The sequence below is a fragment of the Gimesia panareensis genome, assembly GCF_007748155.1.
In the GTDB taxonomy this organism is placed as follows: Bacteria; Planctomycetota; Planctomycetia; order Planctomycetales; family Planctomycetaceae; genus Gimesia; species Gimesia panareensis.
Genome location: NZ_CP037421.1, coordinates 2,858,731 through 2,879,698 on the forward strand (window position 1 = coordinate 2,858,731; position 20,968 = coordinate 2,879,698).

The 20,968-nt window shown below is 56.0% G+C and carries 16 protein-coding genes; 9 read left to right on the plus strand and 7 right to left on the minus strand.

What is annotated here, in order from left to right:
- Positions 1 to 90 precede the first annotated feature (90 nt).
- The 4 genes from Enr10x_RS10795 to Enr10x_RS10810 all read left to right on the plus strand — a co-directional run bounded on the left by Enr10x_RS10795 (position 91) and on the right by Enr10x_RS10810 (position 3,558).
- A complete protein-coding gene (locus tag Enr10x_RS10795; protein WP_232093307.1) occupies positions 91 to 1,407 on the plus strand; it encodes an SGNH/GDSL hydrolase family protein in 1,317 nt (438 codons plus the stop codon).
- 36 nt (positions 1,408 to 1,443) lie between these two features.
- The gene (locus Enr10x_RS10800; protein WP_145449041.1) at positions 1,444 to 2,367 is read left to right on the plus strand and encodes a 1-phosphofructokinase family hexose kinase; all 924 of its coding nucleotides are present in this window, start codon (positions 1,444 to 1,446) and stop codon (positions 2,365 to 2,367) included.
- The gene (locus Enr10x_RS10805) at positions 2,364 to 3,068 is read left to right on the plus strand and encodes an ABC transporter ATP-binding protein (protein WP_145449042.1); all 705 of its coding nucleotides are present in this window, start codon (positions 2,364 to 2,366) and stop codon (positions 3,066 to 3,068) included. The genes Enr10x_RS10800 and Enr10x_RS10805 overlap by 4 nt, the downstream gene beginning before the upstream one ends.
- A gap of 124 nt (positions 3,069 to 3,192) precedes the next feature.
- Positions 3,193 to 3,558 (plus strand): SpoIIAA family protein, encoded by a 366-nt coding sequence (locus Enr10x_RS10810; RefSeq protein WP_145108107.1) that lies wholly within the window; start codon positions 3,193 to 3,195, stop codon positions 3,556 to 3,558.
- 20 nt (positions 3,559 to 3,578) lie between these two features.
- Here Enr10x_RS10810 and Enr10x_RS10815 read toward each other — a convergent pair whose 3' ends face one another.
- From Enr10x_RS10815 to Enr10x_RS10830, 4 genes are all read right to left on the minus strand, one after another.
- Positions 3,579 to 5,126, minus strand: coding sequence for a bifunctional aminoglycoside phosphotransferase/ATP-binding protein (locus Enr10x_RS10815; RefSeq protein WP_145449043.1), 1,548 nt, complete (start codon positions 5,124 to 5,126; stop codon positions 3,579 to 3,581).
- A gap of 144 nt (positions 5,127 to 5,270) precedes the next feature.
- Positions 5,271 to 6,014 carry a class I SAM-dependent methyltransferase gene (locus Enr10x_RS10820; RefSeq protein WP_145108101.1) on the minus strand — a complete coding sequence of 248 codons (744 nt, stop codon included), beginning with the start codon at positions 6,012 to 6,014 and terminating at the stop codon, positions 5,271 to 5,273.
- Positions 6,015 to 6,056: 42 nt separating this feature from the next.
- Positions 6,057 to 7,253 carry a DUF3419 family protein gene (locus tag Enr10x_RS10825; RefSeq protein WP_145108099.1) on the minus strand — a complete coding sequence of 399 codons (1,197 nt, stop codon included), beginning with the start codon at positions 7,251 to 7,253 and terminating at the stop codon, positions 6,057 to 6,059.
- Positions 7,254 to 7,313: 60 nt separating this feature from the next.
- Entirely contained in the window at positions 7,314 to 8,216 is a 903-nt protein-coding gene (locus tag Enr10x_RS10830) for a UDP-2,3-diacylglucosamine diphosphatase (protein ID WP_145108096.1), read from the minus strand.
- Between the two features lie 505 nt (positions 8,217 to 8,721).
- Between Enr10x_RS10830 and Enr10x_RS10835 the strand changes: the two genes are divergently transcribed.
- Positions 8,722 to 9,519: an ABC transporter permease gene (locus tag Enr10x_RS10835; protein WP_145108093.1), complete on the plus strand. Its 798-nt coding sequence runs from the start codon at positions 8,722 to 8,724 to the stop codon at positions 9,517 to 9,519.
- 293 nt (positions 9,520 to 9,812) lie between these two features.
- Here Enr10x_RS10835 and Enr10x_RS10840 read toward each other — a convergent pair whose 3' ends face one another.
- Complete coding sequence (locus Enr10x_RS10840; RefSeq protein ID WP_145449044.1) at positions 9,813 to 11,522, minus strand: hypothetical protein; 1,710 nt, start codon at positions 11,520 to 11,522, stop codon at positions 9,813 to 9,815.
- Positions 11,523 to 11,791: 269 nt separating this feature from the next.
- Positions 11,792 to 12,568 carry a glycosyltransferase family 2 protein gene (locus Enr10x_RS10845; RefSeq protein ID WP_145108087.1) on the minus strand — a complete coding sequence of 259 codons (777 nt, stop codon included), beginning with the start codon at positions 12,566 to 12,568 and terminating at the stop codon, positions 11,792 to 11,794.
- Between the two features lie 307 nt (positions 12,569 to 12,875).
- Here Enr10x_RS10845 and Enr10x_RS10850 point away from each other — a divergent pair, with 307 nt between their 5' ends.
- The 4 genes from Enr10x_RS10850 to Enr10x_RS10865 all read left to right on the plus strand — a co-directional run bounded on the left by Enr10x_RS10850 (position 12,876) and on the right by Enr10x_RS10865 (position 16,538).
- The gene (locus tag Enr10x_RS10850) at positions 12,876 to 13,487 is read left to right on the plus strand and encodes a superoxide dismutase (RefSeq protein ID WP_145108084.1); all 612 of its coding nucleotides are present in this window, start codon (positions 12,876 to 12,878) and stop codon (positions 13,485 to 13,487) included.
- A gap of 117 nt (positions 13,488 to 13,604) precedes the next feature.
- Positions 13,605 to 13,991: a hypothetical protein gene (locus tag Enr10x_RS10855; RefSeq protein ID WP_145108082.1), complete on the plus strand. Its 387-nt coding sequence runs from the start codon at positions 13,605 to 13,607 to the stop codon at positions 13,989 to 13,991.
- Between the two features lie 187 nt (positions 13,992 to 14,178).
- A complete protein-coding gene (locus Enr10x_RS10860; protein WP_145108079.1) occupies positions 14,179 to 14,538 on the plus strand; it encodes a response regulator in 360 nt (119 codons plus the stop codon).
- A gap of 269 nt (positions 14,539 to 14,807) precedes the next feature.
- Positions 14,808 to 16,538, plus strand: coding sequence for an ATP-binding protein (locus tag Enr10x_RS10865; RefSeq protein ID WP_145108076.1), 1,731 nt, complete (start codon positions 14,808 to 14,810; stop codon positions 16,536 to 16,538).
- Positions 16,539 to 16,547: 9 nt separating this feature from the next.
- On the opposite strand, the gene Enr10x_RS10870 is transcribed toward Enr10x_RS10865, so the two are convergent.
- Positions 16,548 to 20,903 (minus strand): serine/threonine protein kinase, encoded by a 4,356-nt coding sequence (locus tag Enr10x_RS10870; protein WP_145108074.1) that lies wholly within the window; start codon positions 20,901 to 20,903, stop codon positions 16,548 to 16,550.
- Positions 20,904 to 20,968 lie beyond the last annotated feature (65 nt).

Genomic DNA, 20,968 nt, shown 5'->3' on the forward strand with positions numbered 1-20,968 from the left:
GCGCGCTCATTTCAATCTGACTCCACTTTGGTTAAAATGAGTGTATCCAATGACACCTCAATTGAAATCAACACCTGGAGATATCTCGCCATGCCTACGTCCTGTTTGAAGCTGCTCACAGCTGGACTGGTTCTACTCACCGCTGTCCTCTCAACACTGCCGGCAACCCAGGCGGCAACCCCGGAATACCACGCCGTCAAAGCCGAACTGGTCAAGCCGCGCCAGGGTATCGGCAATACCCTCCAGAAACTGCAGCAGGGAAAAGAAGTCCACGTCGCCTACCTGGGCGGCTCCATCACTGCAGCCAATGGCTGGCGTGTCAAAACCACCAAATGGCTGCAGGAAGCATTTCCCAAAGCGAAAATTCATGAGATCCACGCCGCCATCGGCGGCACGGGCAGCGATCTGGGCGCGTTCCGCCTGAAACGCGATGTCCTCGATCATCATCCCGATCTCGTATTCGTGGAATTCGCCGTCAATGATGGAGGGCGTCAACCGGAAGCGATCTGGGACTCGATGGATGGCATCGTCCGACAGATCTGGAAGGCCAACCCGAAAACGGATATCTGCTTCGTCTACACCTTCCGCGTGAATTACGAAAAAGATCTCCGCGAAGGACAGTGCCCGCGGGCTGCGTCAGCCATGGAACTGCTGGCCGACCATTACGGCATCCCGTCCATCAACGTCGCCCTCAAAATTTCGGAACTCGAACAACAGGGGAATCTCCAGTTTCAGTCTGACCAACCGCTGGAGAACGGACTCATCCGCTTCTCCAAAGACGGCGTACACCCCCTCGACAAAGGCCATGAGATATACACCGAAATCATCGCCGCTGCCGTCCGGCAGATGGAAAAACACGCCGAGCCGATTGACCATACCGACCAGCTCACACAGCCCTTCGTCGAGGATAACTGGATCGATGCCAAAATGATTCCGCTGGAACCCTCTATGCTCACGGGCAACTGGAAAAAGCTCCCCGCGGACAATGTCCTGCAGAAACGCTTCGGCAACCGCATGGGGCAGATCTGGGAAGCAGATGCGCCGGGAAGTCGCATCACATTCCGCTTCCGCGGGACACAGGCGGCCCTCTACGATCTGCTGGGCCCCGATGGAGGGCAGGTCCTGATCACCGTCGATGGTAAACCACACAACAAACCAGTGCCCCGCTTTGACAGTTACTGCACCTATCATCGCATCTCGACACTCAGACTGGCTCAGAACCTGGATCCGAACCTGGATCCGAAACAGGTTCACACCGTGACGGTCGAAATTCACCCCGAACAGCCGGATCGCTCGCCGGTCGCTTTTCGACTCAAAAACCCGGAAGCGGAACTGAAAACAGCCAAGTACCAGGGAACCCGCATTCGCGTCGGACAGATCATGCTCCGTGGCGAACTGGTCCCCTGAAACGCTCCCCGCTGATCGAAATGAAGGATTGACAGCATGATTATTGCAGCCGGTTTAAGCCCGGCCTGGCAGCAGATTCTCGAAGTGAACTCCCTGCAGACGGGCGAAGTCAACCGCTGCCAGTCTGCGCAGTGGACCTCTTCAGGGAAGGTCATCAATGTCGGCATCGCGGTGCGGCACCTGGGGACGCCCTGTGAAACGATCTTCCCGGCAGGGGGCTTCGCGCGGGAACTGATCGCTGCAGAGATGGAACAGCTCGGCGTCTCCTGCCGTGTACTTCCCCAACAGACGCCGACCCGGGTCTGCACGACGATTCTGGATCGCTCCACAAATCAGACCACCGAACTGGTCGAAAATGCCCAGCCGGTGACAGAGGCAGAACTGGCTGAATTTAGGTCGGAATACCTGCGTCACCTGAAGTCGGCCCAGGTGGTTGTGCTGACCGGCTCACTCCCCGCAGGCACGCCCTCCACCTTTTACCGCGACCTGCTCATTGAAACCCACTGCCCCGTGATCCTGGATGCCCGCGGACCGGAACTGGAAGCCGCCCTGGATGAAGAACCGTTTCTGGTGAAGCCCAATCACGAGGAACTGGAACGGACGCTGATGACCGAGCTGCCTGATACCGATTCCCTCATCCAGGGGATGCAGGAAATCAACGGGCGGGGCGCCACCTGGGTCGTCATCTCGCAGGGGAAAGACACCCTCTGGGCCACCTCCCGCGAACACGTTTATCGCTTCACCCCGGCGACCGCGGAGGTCGTCAATCCCATCGCCTGTGGCGACAGCCTGGCAGCGGGCATCGCGGTCGGCGTCCATCGGGGCAAACCCGTTCCGGAGGCGATCCGCTGGGGCATGGCAGCCGCGGCGGACAACCTGACGCAACTGCTGCCCGCGCGACTTTGTGAAAAACGCATGCAGGCCTTCTTTGATCAGATCGAAGTGGAGCAGATCGCTTGAGCGGTAAAACAGACGGAGATCAGGAATGCCTGCTGGAAGCCCGGTCGATCGGGCGGCAGACCAGTGCCGGGGAGTGGCTGATCCACCAGTTGTCCCTCCAGGTCTTTCCGGGTGACCGGATCGCGATTGTCGGGCCAACCGGTTCGGGCAAATCGCTGTTCCTGAGGTCCCTGGCGATGCTGGATGAGATCCAGGAGGGGGAGATCCTGTTCCACAATCAACACGTCAACGAGAAGGAGACGCCCGCCTATCGCAGTCAGGTCGTCTATCTGCAGCAGAGGCCCGTCCTGGTCGAAGGAACGGTCGAAACGAATCTGAAATTTGCCCTGCAGTTTCAGATCAACCAGGAGAAAGCCGCCAATGTCGCCTCGATCCTGGAACTGCTCAGCTCCTTCGAAAAGCCGGAAGGCTTTCTCAATCGCCAGTCCAGCGCGCTCTCGGGCGGAGAAGGGCAGATCGTCGCCTTGCTCCGGGCGCTGATCCTCGCGCCGCAGATCCTGTTGATGGATGAACCGACCTCAGGCCTCGACCCGCAGACAACGCGTCAGTTCGAACAGATCATCCATAAGTGGCTCGAGACCTCTAACAAGACACCCGCTTTTGTCTGGATTACCCACGATCACAGTCAGGCGGAACGCGTCGCCAGCCAGATCATGACCTTTCCCGCAGGGACACTGGAAGCGGTTCTGACCAGCGAGTGACAGCGTGGCGATGCGGGTTTATCAAGGAACAATGAAATCTGGTCGATACCGATTGGAAACCGGCTGCGAATAAATTATGCTGGAGACTGTTGGAGTTCCTCTCACCTGTTTAAGGAGACAAGCAATGGCCCTTGAGATCATACACCACGAGACCGAGAACTATGTGGAAATCAAAATGTCCGGGAAACTGGTCAAGGAAGATTACCACAACTTCACCCCCACCATTGAAACCCTGATTGAGCAGCATGGCCCGCTGCACATGCTGGTCGTCCTCGAAGATTTTCATGGCTGGACCATGGAAGCCGTCTGGGAAGATATCAAATTCGACGTCAAGCACTTCAAAGACATCGGCAAACTGGCCATGGTCGGCGACAAGAAATGGGAAGAGGGAATGACGATGTTCTGCAAACCGTTCACCTCAGCCAAGGTCAAGTACTTCGACCTGCACGAACTCGACGCCGCCCGAACCTGGATTGCCGAATCAGAGTAGTTAGCGACTCTCTCTGTAATTCAATCGTCAGCCTGACAAACGTCAGTCACCAGCTGCACCAGCATTTCAGTCGTCCATTCCTGTCCTGCAGGGAGGACGACTGAAACGGTCTGCTCCTCCGCCGTCAGTGCCTCCCGCGCCGTCAGTTGCAGCTGTAATACATCCAGTGTCGCGTCAGAGGGATCCTGCTCCGCTTCCAGTCGTTTCTGGATCCGCGCTTCCAGCACGCCCTGATCTGCCTCGAAACAGAGCAGCACGAAACGCACCTGCAGCTGTTCAGCCAGATCCCGAAACAATGACCGCTGCCAGACCTGAAGCGTGGTCGCATCCACAATCGCAGTCCAGCCTGCCTGCAGAATCGTTTGCGCCAGCTCCACCAGCCGCTGATAGGTCTGCTCGGTCACTTCAGAAGTATAGAGCCGCTCATCAGGAATCTCCCGCTCTGCCTGCAACCGCTTCCGTTCCACGTCTGATCGCACACGGATCGCTTCCATGCCTTCCAGCAGCAGACCGGTGCCATATGATTTCCCACTGCCGGACACGCCGTGTGTCAAAATCAGCGTCGGCTCCGTTTTCGTAGCATACTGCTTCGCCAGCTGCAGATAAGACCAGAACTCCTCCCGAATCTGCTCCGTCTCGGCCGGGGAGAACTCATGCTGACTGAGCCGCAGGGCCGCCACTTTGGCGCGGACCATCGCCCGGTAGGAGAGATAAAACCGCAGCAGGGGAACCCCGGCATAGTCCCCCGTCAATTCCAGGTAACGGTTCAGGAACCGCATCGCGAAGTCGGGCCGCCCCCGGTCAGAGAGATCCATCACGACGAACGCCACTTCGCTCATCACATCGGTCCACCGCAGGTCGGCGTTAAACTCCAGACAGTCAAAAATCGTCACGCCACGTTCGCTGAGGATCATGTTTCCCAGATGCATATCGCCATGACATTCCCGGATAAAGCCCTGCGACTTGCGTTCCGCCAGAATTCCTTCCGCCGACCGATGCCAGCGCTCGTTCTCGGCGCGAATCTGTTCCACCATCTCAACAACATCGCCGTCACCTGCATACAGCTCATCCAGGTGGCGGAAATTTTCTTTCACGGGTGCCATCACCTTTTCCGGCGTCCCGTATGGTTGATCGCTGCCAGCCACAGCAATCCGGGCATGAAACTCAGCCACTTCCTCTGCCAGCTGATCGATGTGCTCTGCCGTCAGTCGATCTTCCGCGATCGCTTTACTCAAGAGGCTCTCCTGGGAGAATTGCACCATCTGCACCGCGTAATCGATAATCTCCCCGGTGCCATCCAGTTCGGGTGCTTCTTCGATTCCAGTGATCGGAATCACCTTGAGATACAGATCGGGAGCCAGGCGACGATTCAGGCGAATTTCCTCGTGACAGTACCGCTCCCGCAGTTCCAGGGTCGTGAAATTGACAAACCCCAGATCGACCGGCTTTTTGAGTTTGTAAGCGTAAGGTCCCGTCAGCAGCACCCAGGAAATATGGGTCTCCAGTACCTGGAACTCCTCTACCTCATGCTCATACAGCGAGGGATTCTGCAGCGATTCGATCAACATCCGGGCGACATCCTGTAGGCACTCTGATTCATAACAGAAACACAGCGCGCATCATAACATAAAACGACCGGAGTGCAGAGAGCAGCGGAACACGGATCGGTCAGGATTTCCGATTCATCCAGCTGCCCACCCGCTGCGCAAGTCTCAGGCCGGCTTGCGTGCGATCAGACTGTAATAGGGGACCTTCAACACAGGCACAAACGGCAGACTTCCCTGGCATTCCTTGAGCGACACCACTTCAAACCGATCGAGCAGGTAAGGCAGATGATCCGGGTTGAGAAATACATTGTCGCCCGCGAACCAGGTCGGCCAGAAGTGGCGTTGAAACCAGCTGTGCCGCCGCAATGCTTCCGCAGGGTATTTTCGCGACACATAAAAATCGACGATCCCCAGCGTCCCTCCCGGTCGCAGCAGCTCCCACGCCCGATTCACCGCCTGAAACCAGTCAGGGATCATCGTCAGGGAATACGAAAACGTCACCAGGTCCACCTCCGCTTCCGGCGGCGAAAACCGGGTCGCATCGGCGCAGACCGCAGACACCTGTTGCCAGCCGCGCTCCAAAATCCGCTGCTGACAGACATCCAGCAGCGGCTGACACAGATCGACCAGATACACCTGGCGAAACTCCTGCAGTCGCGGCCCCCAGAGTTCCGCGTTCTCGCCGGTCCCGGCTCCCAGATCGACCCAGACGCCGTTCTCGGGAGCAGGCAGACTTTCAAACAGTTCACAGCGACCATGCAGCAGTTTTCGGCGGAACTGATCGTAACCTGCCGCCTGACCGGAGTAGAATGAATCCAGCCGCTCCGCGTGGGTCTGCCCCTCGATCCGGGAGGCCAGCAGATGCCATAGCGTCCGGACATCATTCCAGCGCGTACTCAGATAGCTCATCGGGCGATTCCTTTCTGAAAGAGCATTATCTGCTTCAACATCTCAGACCTGCAGGTCCGCGATATAGAAACTGCCATACGTATTCACACGATCCCGCTGATGCAGTTCGTCTGCCAGCTGATTCTGATAGCTCAGCAATTCGCCGACTCGCGTAGTCTGCCCCCGATGCTGCACCTGCAGTGGATCGATAAAATCGACTTCCATACCCGCACTCCGCCAGATAATCCGCGTCTGTTCTGCCGCCCGATCCACAATCGCCTGCCACTCACTCTGCAGCAGTTGGGGTTGTGCCCCGGCCATCCAGTCCATGTGATCCAGCAGAACATAGCGGGAGATCGTACCCGGATGCTGCTGGAGAAAGCCTTCGACGGTATTCGTATTCACGCTGATCCGATCGACAAGTCCACCTTTGAGCCGCTCAAAATTTTCCGGTTTGAGATATTCCGGACAGCAGTCGGGTTCATAGCTGCCCGTCAGATAGACGCGCCAGAAATAATTGTCCTGCAGGGATCGATTGGTGAAGACCGTTTCAATCCGGTCGATCACAAACTGCACGATGCCCCCCGGATACCCCTGATCGATCTGTGTCCGTTGCGCCCGGGGTACGCCCAGCATCGACAATGTCAGATCCCGTCGCATCCACCATTTAATCATCCGTGTCCATAATTGCTCATTCAGATTCCGGGCCTGGTAAATCGAAGTCTGCTCATCAATATCCTGAGCGGCCAGCAGGGAGTTGATATCCTCCCGGATCTTCGCCACCCGATCGATATAACCATTCACCATCCAGGCGAACAGCCCGGAAGAACCGCGGAAATAAAAGCTGGGACGTTTCCCCTCATTGGAAAAGAAATCGCCATGCCGATCCCAGTACTTCCGCGTGAGCACAGACAGCTCACACCGCAGTTTCTGCCCGTAGAGGTGCTCCCAGCGTGCGGAATGACCTCGCCCGAACAGATCAAAGAAGTCTTCGAATTCCAGGTTGCGAATCGCCGCCAGTTTCAGTTCCAGCAACGCGTTCTGCTTGGGGTTCATATCGACGGCGTGCACCTGCCGCGGCTCATCCAGCAGATAATCCAGTGCATTGCAGCCTGCAGAAGTGATCACCAGCACTTCGTCGTCCGGTCCCAGCTGTAACGCTTCGCGATCCAGGCGGGGGTCCTCCCAACATGTGTTATAAACCAGGTTTCCCTGGTGAACCCACTGAAAACTCTTACGACTGATTCGTTCTGCAATCATGGAATCTGCTCCCACTGGACAATAAAAAAAGACTGATCAGCGTCTGATCAACAAGATAGATCAGCGTCTGATCAGTCCGAGTGAATGACAACGTTTCCAGAACCGGCTTAGCAGGCCTGACATTTCGGCCTCGACCTGCGGAATCACATTCTGATCCGCGGCCCTGGTTTTCACAATTGGCTTTTTGACCGGTGCGATATTCTGGTCGTAGTAGACAATCTCCATCGCACCGTCACTGTATTCAATCAGGGCCGTGCAGTGCTCTACCCAGTCCCCGGTGTTGCAGTAGTTAACCCCGTCAATATCGAGAATATTCGGGGCATGAATGTGCCCGCAGATAATGCCTTCACACAATCGCTTGCGGGCATGGCTGGCCAGTTTTTCTTCGAAGTCGCTGATGAACCGCATCAGCTGTTTGACCCGCGATTTGATCGCTGACGAGAGCGCGAACTTAGCCTCCCCCTTGCGTCGAAACAGTCGATTAAACAGAGTGTTGGCCGACAGCAGCACGTCATAGGCAAACGAGCCCAGCACGGAAAGCCACTGGGCCCCCGTCTCGAACTTATCGAACTGATCACCGTGAATAATCAGGAAGCGTCGCCCGTCGGCAGTGACATGCACGAACTCATCAGAGAGCGTCACAAAGCCGAACCGCTTGCCGAAATCACGCAGGAAATTATCATGATTTCCGGGCGTATAGAAAACTTCGGTTCCGGCCGCACTCAGCTCTTCCACGCGATCGAGAATCGCATTGTAGCTTTCCGGCCAGCGCCATTTCTTGCGAAGCTTCCAGCCGTCGATCAAATCCCCCACCAGATACAGGGACTCGGGATTGTGTGCCTTGAGAAATGCCAGAAATTCCTCTGCCCGCGAGTGCATGCATCCCAGATGCACATCACTGACAAAAATCGTTCGAATCTCCCGCCCAGCCGTTGTGGATTCCCGCTCCTCGGACACGATCATATCATCCTCCTTAATGACATTGCTCCGCGAAAACGCATGCCCTGCATGCCTGGCACAACTCCGGCTGTGTGCATTTCTTCTGTTTCTGATTTCATTATGACGCGGGATACTACCAGATAATTATTCGCTGCTGATGAATGGAAAGTTAAGGTATTGCGAATTCACAAAAACCTCGAAAACACGTAAATTAAAGATCCGGTTAAGCTCCTAGGATAAAAAAATGAAGAATCCCGCGGTAGAATACCGGAACGTCAATCGTTCCAGGTTGCCGTTGCCCCGTTTACGGCACCAGGTAGCGTTTATTTAATAGTTTTCAGCGTGACCATGAGGTCGACAGCGTTAGCTATGTAAGTATTCACCGTGGCCGAGGGTATGCTCTTACTCTTGTTTTCAGGACTTCAACAGCAGAAAAGCAAAATTAGCCGCAGGGCGTTAGCCCCGGTTGAAACGACTTTGGTAAATACCATCCGAATTAAGAAACACGACCTCGCTTCAGGCCAATTGCATGTATGACTTAACGACACTCAATCTGGTACTCGCCACCACTCTGGTGCTGGTCAACGGCATCATCTCTGTCTGGCTCAAGTTGGATATGGAGAAGCGGCTGCTGCTCGCTTCCATTCGTACGGTCATCCAGTTGCTGTTGATCGGTCTGGTCCTGGACTGGATCTTCCAGCTTTCCTGGTGGTCCGTGATTGGCGCGCTGATGTTTACCATGACGCTCATCGCGGGACTGACCGCGGTCCAGCGCTCCCAGCGCCGCTATCCCGGCATCTGGCTCAACAGTACCGTGGCTGTCTTCGTCAGTTCCTGGCTGGTCACCGGCTTTGCACTCACCGTCGTCATCCCTCCCCACAGCTGGTCGAATAATCCGGCCCAATACCTGATCCCGTTACTGGGGATGATTCTGGGGAACACGCTGAACGGCATCTCGCTGGGACTCGATCGCCTCAGTGAAGAACTGGTCCTCCGCCGGGCCGAGGTGGAACTGAAGCTGACACTGGGAGCCACCCGCAATGAAGCCGCCCGCGAAGCGCTGCAGAACGCGGTCCGGGCCGGCATGACACCGATCATCAATTCCATGATGGTCGTCGGACTGGTCTCGCTGCCCGGTATGATGACCGGTCAGATCCTCGCCGGTGCCAGTCCGCTGGAGTCGGTCAAATATCAGATCGTGATCATGTTTCTGATCGCATCCGGCACCGCGCTCGGCACGGTCATTTCCGTGCTGCTGGGATACCGCCGGCTGTTCAATGCCCGACATCAGTTCCTGTTTGAGCGGATTCGCAAAGCAGGGGAGTAACAGGGGGAGGCGGGTAACGTTCATTAAATAGCACTGAGAGTGACTCAGAGGACTTTACTTTACCCAGTTGAGAATGAACAGCGTCCGATGCTGTATCGTTGCCCTTGTTTTCAGGAACAATGACAACAGAAAAGACTAATTAGCCGCAGGGCGTTAGCCCCGGTTGAAACGACTTTGGTATATCACATCCGAATTAAGAAACGCTACCTGGCCCCGGTTGGGCGGCCATTGGTATGGTCCGTTCGAATTAAGAGACTCGCCCTGGGGAATTGTGCCAGCGACAGGCGTCGCTGTTACTCAACCACCAGCTTGTCGAATAGCGACTTCAACGTTGTTTCGGGGTAGAGCACAAACGAAAGCTCGCGGCTCTGAATGACCTGGTTGGCCTGCCGCTGTTTCTGGATCGCGGCCAGATCTTCTTCGACCTGCCGGCGCAGTTGCGTGGTCATTTCAGCCAGTTCGGCATCCACATCGCGTAATTCGCGGAAGCGATGCCGGTTGTTTCGCCTGCGGGCAGCTGGACTCTGTTCCGGGTCCGGGGCAGCCTGCTGTTCACGAATCAGGGCTTCCTTCCGTTCGAGCAGCGAAGCCGCTGCCTCACGCTGTTCCGGATTCAGATGCCGGTCTGAATTAAAATCCAGGTCCCGCAGAATATGCCTCAGACAGGTTTCATCGCACTGCTGCACATCAAAGGCTTCACAGAACGGCAGATACCGGGTGGCAGACAGTGTCAGATACCGCGGAGGGGTCAGATGGAAAAACCGGGTAAAAATCCGATCGGTCATTTCATCATACTTGGCACCGCCAATCCCATGCACAAACAGGTCGCCCAGAAACAGCCGGGCAAACAGGGTCGTGGTCAATGCCCGTGTTCGCAGGCGAATGCCCTGGGCGGGCAGTTGTTTCAAGACTTCGATGGCAGCCGACAGATCACACTGTTCCTGCAGCGGCAACCGGGCAATTTCACGCGTCCCATCAGACAGCAGAACCTGTTCTGCTTCTCGCTTGACGAGTAACTGGTGTCTGCGTGTCGCACCAGCCTGCCAGACCCAGAACGGCGTTTCGACCCAGCCCTCTGACTCGGAGAGTTCGGGCACCGGATGTGTTTTACTGCGGACCCGGTTGACCTTGCGATATTCACCCAGCACTTCATTGTGAATCTGACGAAACGCACTCGCATTCTGAAACAGATAACAGGCGAACCAGAGAAACGGTCCCGTCTGGCACATGCGACTGATCGGCAGTTCCAGATTTTCCACGCCCCACTGTGATTCCATCTCGTGACGGGCCGCTGACAGACAGTCGGCCAGGCGATCGGAAACCTCCATCTGGGCAACCGCAGCCGGCCAGACCTGCTTGAGCAGGGGCGTTCCCAGATCGGGCCACTGCTCCAGTGCTTCGGTGACACGCTTTTCAAATGAACGGAACAGTTCCCGGTTCTGAATCGTGGTCTCTTCCCAGGGCTTTTTCTCGATGGTTTCGTCGAAGGGGATCTCAGTCAATTCGGGAGCAGATCGGGTTCCCTGGGGGACGCGAATCGAAGTCGTGCTGACCAGATCATTGTCGACAATCAGATTCAGGCTGAGCCCCGCGGTCTGGCGGGCGACTTTTCCGACCAGCAGATTCTTCACCCAGACGCCGGGATGGAACAGGGCAGGCTGATGCCCTGAGATATACAGCAGGCGTTCGTCAAGATCCGCAGGCAGTTCAACAGCGTTTCCCGTCAGCTCAGCTGTGTAGCGAGCTGCCTCTTCCAACACCGCTTTGCGGGCCCAGCTCCGCAGACAGGAAATGATCTTTCCGCTGCGTTCCCGCGAACAGGCGTCAAACATACGACGATTCTCTTCGGCATCGCCGATGATCTGCGAGAGATCGGGGCGGGAAAAGACCACATCGTCGTAGCGGGGCACGCGCAGATCCTGTTTTTCCCAGACCGGCTCCGGAACCGCTGCGGCAGGGGAGGCAAATCGGGATTCAGGATTCTGACAGGGAAATTGAGTCACTGATGACATTTCAACGCTTTAATGGAGTGCGGAATGGATCAAAATCAGGTACGGGCAGGCGAGAGAAACCGTCAGACTGTTCCAACCGTGCGCGAGCACTTGCTGAAAGCAACGGCCCCATCATAACAAAATATCCGCCGGAGCGGTATGGTTGAGCGTCTTCCAGTTTGAACGGTTCACAACGGATTGTCGAGTCCTTTTGAATCGAATTCAGAGGGAAAACAGGTGATGCATCTAAGCAGACTGATCTGAGCGGAATTGCCGGCAGATCAGTCGCAGTAAGAATCGGTACGATCGTTACAACACTCAGAGGCACAGCAGGTCAGGCCGGCTGCCTGCATCTCCCGATCGAGCACTTCATCGTAGTAGGCTTTGCGTTTGATCGCATCATCGAGCGAGCCGCCGAAGCTGCGTTCTTCTTCCAGGTAAACCAGCGGCACCGGGAACTCGACGATCTTCATCCCCTCTGCAGCCGCCTGCACCCACAACTGCAGCGGCATTGCATACCCCAGGTCGGTCACGTTGAATTTCGCCAGGGCTTCCACGCGGTACGCTTTCAGACCGCAAAAGGCATCAGTCAGTTCGAACCCCAGTTGCTCGTTGATCCGCTTTGTCACAGCGACGTTGATCTGACGGCGGTCTTCGGGGGGAATGCTGGCACCGTCAAACTGCTTCAGGTAACGACTGCCGGAAAGCATATCAATCGGATCATCGGCGGGCCGTTCCCGCATCTGACGCACGAGATTCGGAAGCAGGGTCGGCTCGTGCTGACCATCACAGTCAATCGTCACCAGTACGTCATATTCAGCCTGGTGCGCCACGGCATAATCGAAGGCACTTTTTAAAGCGGCACCATATCCCCGATTTTCCGGATGCGTGAGGACTTCGATGCCCGACACTTCTTTCAACAGTTCCGGCGTCCGATCCGAAGAACCATCGTCGACGACCAGAATCGCCTCGGCGTACTTGCGGACTTCGGTCAAAACCTCGATCACATGTCGTTCTTCATTAAATACCGGTAAAGCAACCAGAGCTTTCCTGTGCATAATCAGATCCTTTACAAATCCGGAGAATTCTGTCGAATTTTACTGGGCACGGTTTCATTGTAGAACTCACCAGTTAAAGGTCAACTATGCAGGACCACTCAGAGTCAGCAGCAGGCAACAATGTGAAAACTTAACGACCTGTTGGTTGTGAGAATCTGATAATCCTCTACAATGGAGGGGAAGGATGTATTTGCACACGAATCCGGTCTATCTCTTCTGATCCTCTGGATTTGATACGCCGGGCAATATACGTAAAGTCACTTACAACTCTAGACTACTTACACCGAAACACAAAGGAGTTTGTCGTATGTCTTACTCACTTCCTGACCTGCCCTATGCCTACGATGCACTGGAGCCTCACATCGATGCCCGCACGATGGAAATCCATCACACCAAGCATCACCAGGCTTACATTTCCAAAGCCAACGCAGCCCTGGAAGGGCACAGCGATCTGGCTGCAAAGTCCATCGAAGACCTGATGAGCGACCTGAGCGCGGTTCCGGAAGGCATTCGCACTGCCATCCGTAACAACGGCGGCGGACACGCTAACCACAGCCTGTTCTGGACCGTCATGTCTCCCAGTGGCGGTGGAACCCCCAGTGGTGACCTCGGCGATGACATCAACTCCACCTTCGGCAGCTTTGATGCATTCAAGGAACAGTTCGCCAACGCTGCTGCCACCCGCTTCGGCAGTGGCTGGGCCTGGCTCTCTGTTGACGGTGGCAAGCTGGTTGTCGAAAGCACTCCCAACCAGGACACTCCGCTCTCCGAAGGTCGCACCCCGATTCTGGGACTGGACGTCTGGGAACACGCATACTACCTAAACTACCAGAACAAGCGTCCTGACTACATCTCCGCATTTTTCAATGTGATTAACTGGGATGAAGTCGCCAAGCGATACGCTGCCGCCAAAGGTTAAGCACCGGTTCCGGGATTTGTCTGATTTTTAATCGACAGGTTTCCCCTGAATTGCCGATATTACGAAAGCGGTCCTCTCTCTGAGGACCGCTTTTCCTATTGGTCGAAAGGGATTTCGGTGCTGCATCACAGCAGATACATTCTGATTCTGCTCGGGCTGGCCTGTCTGCAGGTCGGCTGCCGAACCATTCCCGACTATCACCAGCCCGCCGGATTCAGCAGCACCTATCACAAACGCATCTATCCGGAAACCGCGGTCGCTTCCGCAGCCGGGTCTGCTGCCACCGCTGTTCCAGAGGAGCGGGGCGTGTTCTATCCCACCGATGTCAAAGTCAAACAGCCGAAATACGTCGCACCGCTGGCCGAAATCAGAGACCGTATCTCCAGCGAGGACCTGAGGAACGAACAACGTCAGCTGCAACTGGACAGTTTGAGACGGGAAGACAATTACATCAACCAGGAACCTCTGTACAACGAAAACTTCCCGGCTCCGAGCGCCTGGTAAAACAGGCAAGCATCGAACCGCCACCCGCCGGTTGTAAAGTTTACATAATTCCAAAATCGCAATTTCAGTTCTCGTAACTGATTTTGACACAAGATTTAGAACTGGCTATCTTTCCGACCTGCCTGATTGACGAAATGGATTTAGTAAGTTCATCAGGCTTACCGTGGTCATGGGAAGGAACCCTCAAGTGGTAAATGGTCAGCATGTTGTCGTCCTGGATGGACTGCACGAAACAGAAGAAGTCCTCAAAGCGGTCCTGGAGCCCCAGGGATGCCGCGTCAATCGCATCCGCAAACCGCAGACCGGCAATCTGATCGCAGAGCAGGATCTGCCCAGTATCGTCGTCCTGCATGACGATGATTTAGCAGCCTCTTCCAAAGACCAGCCTGGCTGGGACGAAATCCCCAAAGTCGTCATCGGTTCAGTGAAAGTGCCTTCTACCAATCAGGCAGAGCCATCCACACGCTTTCTCGTGCAGCCATTTCAATACGCTGAACTGATTGACTCAATCGAAAGTCTGCTGAACCAGCCCCGGTCGCTCCAGTAGACCCCAGTTTCTCACTGCCGATCTCACGCGAAACAGAAGTTGGGATTTGAACAGCGCTCCCGGTTGGGATATGATTCTGCATAGGGACTTTTCTGAAACAGATTTCCCTTCCAGGGGGACACAGGCAAACGAAACCGTTTTCCGATCGCTCCCATACTGAATCAAACTGCAAATGGAATCGACGTTTCACCACTGAGGATGCAGGCATTCGGTGCAGAGTCCGTTTACCTGAGTGAGCAGGTCCAGTCATCGACTGAGAATCAGATACAATGAAAAGGCTGATAGAAAACACACAAGAAACGGGGAAAGCAACGTTGCTGGTGATCCAGGGCGTTGACCTGGGGACCCGTTTCCAGCTGGGAACCGAACCGGCGGGCGTCGGCAGAGGGGTCAGAAACGAGATCCGGATTCTGGATACGGAAGCCTCCCGCCAGCATGCCATGATCACATATAAGAATGGCTCCTACATCATCACCGACCAGAACAGTTCCAATGGCACGATGGTCAACGGAACCCAGATCCAGTCCACACGGCTCAGTAACGGTGATCACATCCAGATTGGCCGCAGTCTGCTGCTGTTTTCCAGCCAGGCCATCGACGAAGATTCCCGCTACATGGCGGAAAAGATCGACCTGATCAGCAGCGAGGATCCGAACCAGTCCAGCATCACACATGAGGTGAATCACGAGTTTGACTCCGTCGTGCTGGATACAGCAGATGTGTCGGGCATCATTCAGCAGCAGGAAGTCCAGAACGATCTGCAGGCCCTGTATCGAATCACCGAAGCGGCAGTCAGTCCGACGATTTCCCAGGAAGAGCTGCTCAAACGCATTCTCGACCTGACCATCAACACGGTGGGCGCCGACCGCGGCTGTATGCTGATTACCGATCCCCATACCGGTGAAATCCAGCCCCAGATTTTCAGCAGCCGGGCCGAGAAGAAGTCCGGTGCCCGCATGCCGGTTTCCCACAGTATCGTCGACTACGTCCTCAACAAAAAACAGGGGGTCCGCACCTCAGATGCCCAGCGCGATCAGCGGTTCGAAGGGGGCCGCAGTATTCTGCAGGCGGGTATCCGGGAAGCAATGTGCGTTCCCATGCAGGGCCGCCACGAGCTGATGGGCGTGATCTATGTCGACACCACCACTTCGCATCCCGAGATGCTCCTCAAAAACGGTGCCGTGGAAAAATTCAGCGAAGAGCATCTGCGGCTGCTCGTTGCCATTGGCCGCCAGTCGGCACTGGCCATTGAAAACTACCGCTTCCAGAATGCGATGTTGAAAGCCGAACGCTTTGCCGCCATGGGGCAGACCATCGCCACTTTGAGCCACCATATCAAAAACATCCTGCAGGGCGTTCGCGGGGGCAGCTACCTGATCGACATGGGTCTGAACAAGTCCGAAGAAGATCTGGTCCGCAAAGGCTGGAACATCGTCGAGAAAAATCAGAATAAGATCTATCACCTGGTGATGGACATGCTGACCTTCAGCACCGAGCGCAAGCCCGCCCTGGAGGCCGGTTCCATCAACACGCCGGTCAAGGACGTCTATGAACTGATGCAGGCCCGCGCTGAAGAGTGCGGGGTGCAGTTGAAATGCGAACCCGACCCGGATCTGCCGGAATCGGTCTTCGACCACGAAGGCATCCACCGGGCGATCCTGAATATTGTGATCAACGCCATCGACGCCGTCGAAGGGCTGGAGCAGGGGATTGTCCTGCTGGAAACGCGGTATCTGGCCAAGCCGGACCAGATCCTGATCATGGTTTCCGACAATGGCCCCGGTATCCCCGAGGACCAGATCAGCAAGATTTTCAACCTGTTTGAATCGACCAAGGGCGCCCGCGGGACCGGCATTGGACTGGCAGTCAGCCAGAAAATCATCCGCGAACATGGTGGGGAAATCAGCATCGAGAGTGAAGCAGGCAAGGGCTCTCGTTTCACGCTCACCGTGCCACGCCTGGATGAAGATCATCCCCAGGCCACACTCTCCAATCTCTGAGAGGACGGGTCAGAATGACCGTCTTTTCCGCGCTGCCTTTTCCCGATCCTCAGGTTTCCCTTCGATCATGGCCTGCAGCGCCACCGGATCTGCCCCCAGCGGCTGTTTCAGATCAGTCCAGGTGGCCGCTTTACAGGCGGGGAGCAGTTTAAAGTGCGTCGGCTGAATTTTCACGAGCGGCGGCAGTTTCTGGTCCTGCAATAGAATCCCCCCTGGTATCGTTAGCGAATGCTGCTCTGCCAGGTTCCCGAACAGTCGAGACAGGGTCTGTTCAAATTCTCCGCCCGACAACGAACCGGAATCCCCCAGCGCCTTCAGTCGTTCGACCATATAGCCATTCGCAGATCCCCACCACTCCACCAGTTTCTGACTCTGCAGATTCTCTGGCAGACGGAGCAGGGAAGCGGTGGTTGAAAATTCAGAACGATTCCCCGAGACTGCCGGTGAAGGGAGAAACAGACATTCTTCTGCAAAAATCCGGGCCGCGGAATCCCCCGTCTGCCCTTTGCCGCCCGCCTGCCGGAAGGCGAAGACCGATTCCCGGGGTGCCAGCGTGCTCTGGTTGAGAGAAACACGCACGTTCGCGCGGGTCGACGGTTTAACAGACAACGAAAACAGATCATTCAGGCTCAACAACAGGCTTTGATTCACATCCAGATCCAGCTGCGTCGCCTCTGAATCCACTACCGTTCCCGAGGCGGACAGATAGGTCCGCTCCAGCAGCACCTGATTTGGTTTGCCGGCTGCTCCCGCCTTCACCTGCACAACAGACTGAAAGCGTTTGTCATTCAGCAGCATCGCATCCAGTGCGGAATCTTCCAGCGCCAGTTGACTGTTCTGCAGCGACACAAAATGCCGCGGCACGACTCCCTTGCGGTCCGCCGCAATACGAAATTTTCCGCCTTCGATTGCCAGTGTGGAATTCTTCAGAGCAATGAAGGAATTCACCCCGGTACCCCGATTCCGCGATTTCACGGCAGAAGGCAGCAGCTTCAGCTCTACGATCAACGGTGTGCCATCGGAAGGGGAAGCAAAATTCAGGCGTACCTGTTTATTTTCCAGTTCCAGCGGTGCCGTGTAACAGACCCCCTGTCCGGTCACGTTGACCCGGGTCGGACCGGATACAGCAGAGCTATTGAGGAAATCATTCAGATTGCCTTTCGACATGTCAAACGAAACCGTTTTGGCCTGCTTAAACTGACTCGCGATTGAAGGTCCAATCCGGGGCTGATTCACATACGCCTGAATCCGCTCCTGCTGTCCTGCAGAGAGCGTCGACAGCCGCTGGGGATCACAGCCGGGGACAATCCCGCCGGTAGAAACCTGGTGGACGCTTTTCACTTTGGAAAAATCAAGCAGCTTCCTGTCAAAAGCAGGCGTACGCAGGGCTGCATATTTCGAGGGGAGATCAGCATCGAAAGCTTCGACCGCGACCGGTTTCCCCCAGCTCTGCTGCCAGGTCCGATGGGCATCGACCTCGAAGACACTCTGCGGGTTTCCCGGCTCGGTCGATTTTAAATACAAAGGCCAGCCCCAGAACATGGCACTTTCCAGCTGAAGATTCAGATCTTCAAACCGGCTCTTACTCTGCTGACGCAGTTTATCCTGAGGCCAGTCGACCAGTGTCAGCATCGCAGCCTGTTTTGCTTTCGGATCCCCCACCAGTACGGAGTTGATCACAATCAGGTCGGTCTGCGTCTTGATGCCCTCCGTTTTCTCCGCAGCGGAATTATCCTGTTTCTGCAGTGGCCCGGTGAGCTTGAAGATGGACTGATCTGAAACCAGCGTGCTGGAAAACACACGCAGCGCGCGGGGCACCTCACGTACTTGTAACAGGGAACTCGTATCCAGATTGGGATTCAAACCGGCCAGTTCCAGACAGGGAGCGCCGGTGACGGACAGGTAACAGTTGGAGATCATTACATCGGAGTAGGGCTGATCGACGTGCAGGACTTCCATCTGCTGGCCGGTGATCACCGAATTTTCCAGCAGGATTCGCGACTCCCCCTCCGGACGCTCAGTATCCGTCCGCGGTGGTCCGGTTGAATTGATCAACCGCAAATGACGCTGACTGTTCCCAGTCAGGGAAAAAGAACACTCCTGAAACGTCAGGTCACTCTGCTGCAAGGCCAGCAGATTACACTCACCACTGCCCGAGAGACGACTGGCATCACACAGGAAATGAATCCCCTGCAGACGCAACAGGCCTTTTGAAAATGTAAAGTAATCGGTAATCGCTTCCGGCTCAGACCCGCTCTCCGCAATCAGAATCACCGTCGGCTTCTTCTGTCCCGAATCCGCGGCCATAATAATCAGCTGCGGAATCCCATTGAGTCGCTGCGGGCTCAACTGGAACGGTCCCTCGCCGTACAGGCGAATCACCGCTCCCCGGGAAGACACTTCTTCGAGCGCCTCGTCCAGGCTCCCCCAGATTCCCTCTGATGCTGCCCCCCGCGCGACCTTGAGTAAAGGCAGACGGGATTCCAGACCGCTGGCTTTGGGGCCTGTCAGTGTCGAAAAACCGTTCCCCCATGCGGGCAGATACTGCTGCTCCTGCCCCCGCACGGAGACGTCTCCCCACTTCGAAGAGGCTTTGGGTTTCACCTGTTTTTCAGGCGCTTCTGTGACCTCGGCTTTAGTCTCAGCCGTCTCCATTTCCGGTTCTGAATCTGAACCTTTCGGATCAGCAGCGGCCACCGGTTCGTTTCCACCAACCGGCTGACTCTCGGCATTGGGATCAAATGGATTACTGCCCGGTCCCTGGGGTTGTCCCCCTCCGGATCCCATGCTGCTGATCCCCCACCAGATCAACAGGATCAACAGCAGTAAGCCCCCCAGCACGAGTCCGATCTGCCTGTAATCGAGAGAGATCTGGCTCTCGGAAGCGGACGATTCCGACTCCATGACGGGAGAAGTCTCCCGAACCGATTTCCGTTTTGCAGTGCGTCGGGCCGGTTCTGGCTTTGTCTGTTTTTTGCCTTTCGAAGAGGGTGAGGATGACGCCGGCTTGCTGCGCTTGACCTGCGATGATTCAGGCTCCGACTTCCGGGAGCGACCTGCCTGCCGGGTCTTCATCGCGGAATCGGAAATAACGGAACCCTCTTCTTCCTCAGGTTCCTGAGCCGGCCTGCGGGTTCGCGTACGATCCACCGTTTTTTGTGGCCCCGACTTTGACCTGGCGCTCTTTTTGTCGGGGGTGGACTTCGCTGGACGTTGGAGCCCCGGCACCGTCACATCGGACTCCAGTTCCACTTCTCCCGCCAGTTGCTGCAGATCGAAACTGGTACTGAGACGGTTACCACCATCTTCCGCTGAATGGTCTTCGTCCTCTTCAGCGGGACTGCTGTAATCGGGAATGAACTGATTGATCTGAAAGTCACTGCTCTCAGCCGGGGGCAGGACATCGACTTCGCGCGTGGGTTGCTCACTGTCCGACTCATCGCTGGCCAGCGCTTCCAGCACATTGTTATCCACGTTCGAACGCTTCAGGTTCGGATTCTTCAGATCTTCCAGCAGCTCTTCCGGAGTCTGGTAACGGTCATTCTTCGACTTGGCCATCATTCGGTGAATGATCGCCACGATCCCTTCGGGCACGCGTTCGTTCAACTCCCGCGGGTCGGGCGGGGGAGTGGTTGCATGCGCGGCCAGCTTGTTCGTCAGACTCCCTTCAGAGAAGGGCGCCCGCCCGGTCAGCATGTGATACCAGGTGCAGCCCAGTGAATAGATATCGCTGCGGATGTCGGCCGCCTTACTGTCCCGCGCCTGCTCCGGTGCCATGTAGTCGACGGTTCCCACCGTCGTCCCGGCCCGGGTGATACTCGTTTCGGTATTGTCGTCGATCGACCGGGCCAGTCCCAGGTCGGTCAGCTTCACCACGCCATCCTGGCGGATCAGGATATTCGCCGGCTTGATATCCCGGTGCACGATGCCCTGCTGATAGGCATGCGCCAGCGCTTCGGTCACCTGGGTGATGATCTCCAGCGAACGCCGGACCGGAATCCGGTTCCGTTTCCCGATCAGGTTGTGCAGGTCGGTCCCCTCGACATACTCCAGCGCGATGTAGAGATACCCGTCTTCTTCTCCCGCATCGTAGACCGAGACGATATTCTCATGCCTCAGATGGGCGGCTGCCTGACCTTCGGCTTTGAAACGTTTTACCAGGACCGGGTTTTCCGCCTTGTCGCGGGGTAGTATTTTCAGCGCCGCCAGACGGTTCAGTGTCGTGTCTTTGGCCAGGAAGACCGCTCCCATCCCGCCGGCACCAATCTCTTTTTCGATCTGGTATTTTCCCAGTGATTCCATTTTGGGCACGCGTGCAGACTGGCGCTTTTTCTTTTCAGGAGTGTCTTTATTCCGCTTGGCCATCGCCTGCCCCAGAAATGTCTGTTTCGCCCGATTTAAAAACGCATTGCCCGTGTGCGCCCGGTTGT

Coding starts and splice junctions, on each gene's coding strand:
- Enr10x_RS10830 (WP_145108096.1), bottom strand. CDS start 8,216: ATGATCGTGTCCGAGGAGCGGGAATCCACAACGGCTGGGCGGGAGATT.
- Enr10x_RS10870 (WP_145108074.1), bottom strand. CDS start 20,903: ATGGCCAAGCGGAATAAAGACACTCCTGAAAAGAAAAAGCGCCAGTCT.
- Enr10x_RS10795 (WP_232093307.1), top strand. CDS start 91: ATGCCTACGTCCTGTTTGAAGCTGCTCACAGCTGGACTGGTTCTACTC.
- Enr10x_RS10800 (WP_145449041.1), top strand. CDS start 1,444: ATGATTATTGCAGCCGGTTTAAGCCCGGCCTGGCAGCAGATTCTCGAA.
- Enr10x_RS10835 (WP_145108093.1), top strand. CDS start 8,722: ATGTATGACTTAACGACACTCAATCTGGTACTCGCCACCACTCTGGTG.
- Enr10x_RS10845 (WP_145108087.1), bottom strand. CDS start 12,568: ATGCACAGGAAAGCTCTGGTTGCTTTACCGGTATTTAATGAAGAACGA.
- Enr10x_RS10850 (WP_145108084.1), top strand. CDS start 12,876: ATGTCTTACTCACTTCCTGACCTGCCCTATGCCTACGATGCACTGGAG.
- Enr10x_RS10820 (WP_145108101.1), bottom strand. CDS start 6,014: ATGAGCTATCTGAGTACGCGCTGGAATGATGTCCGGACGCTATGGCAT.
- Enr10x_RS10810 (WP_145108107.1), top strand. CDS start 3,193: ATGGCCCTTGAGATCATACACCACGAGACCGAGAACTATGTGGAAATC.
- Enr10x_RS10825 (WP_145108099.1), bottom strand. CDS start 7,253: ATGATTGCAGAACGAATCAGTCGTAAGAGTTTTCAGTGGGTTCACCAG.
- Enr10x_RS10865 (WP_145108076.1), top strand. CDS start 14,808: ATGAAAAGGCTGATAGAAAACACACAAGAAACGGGGAAAGCAACGTTG.
- Enr10x_RS10815 (WP_145449043.1), bottom strand. CDS start 5,126: ATGTTGATCGAATCGCTGCAGAATCCCTCGCTGTATGAGCATGAGGTA.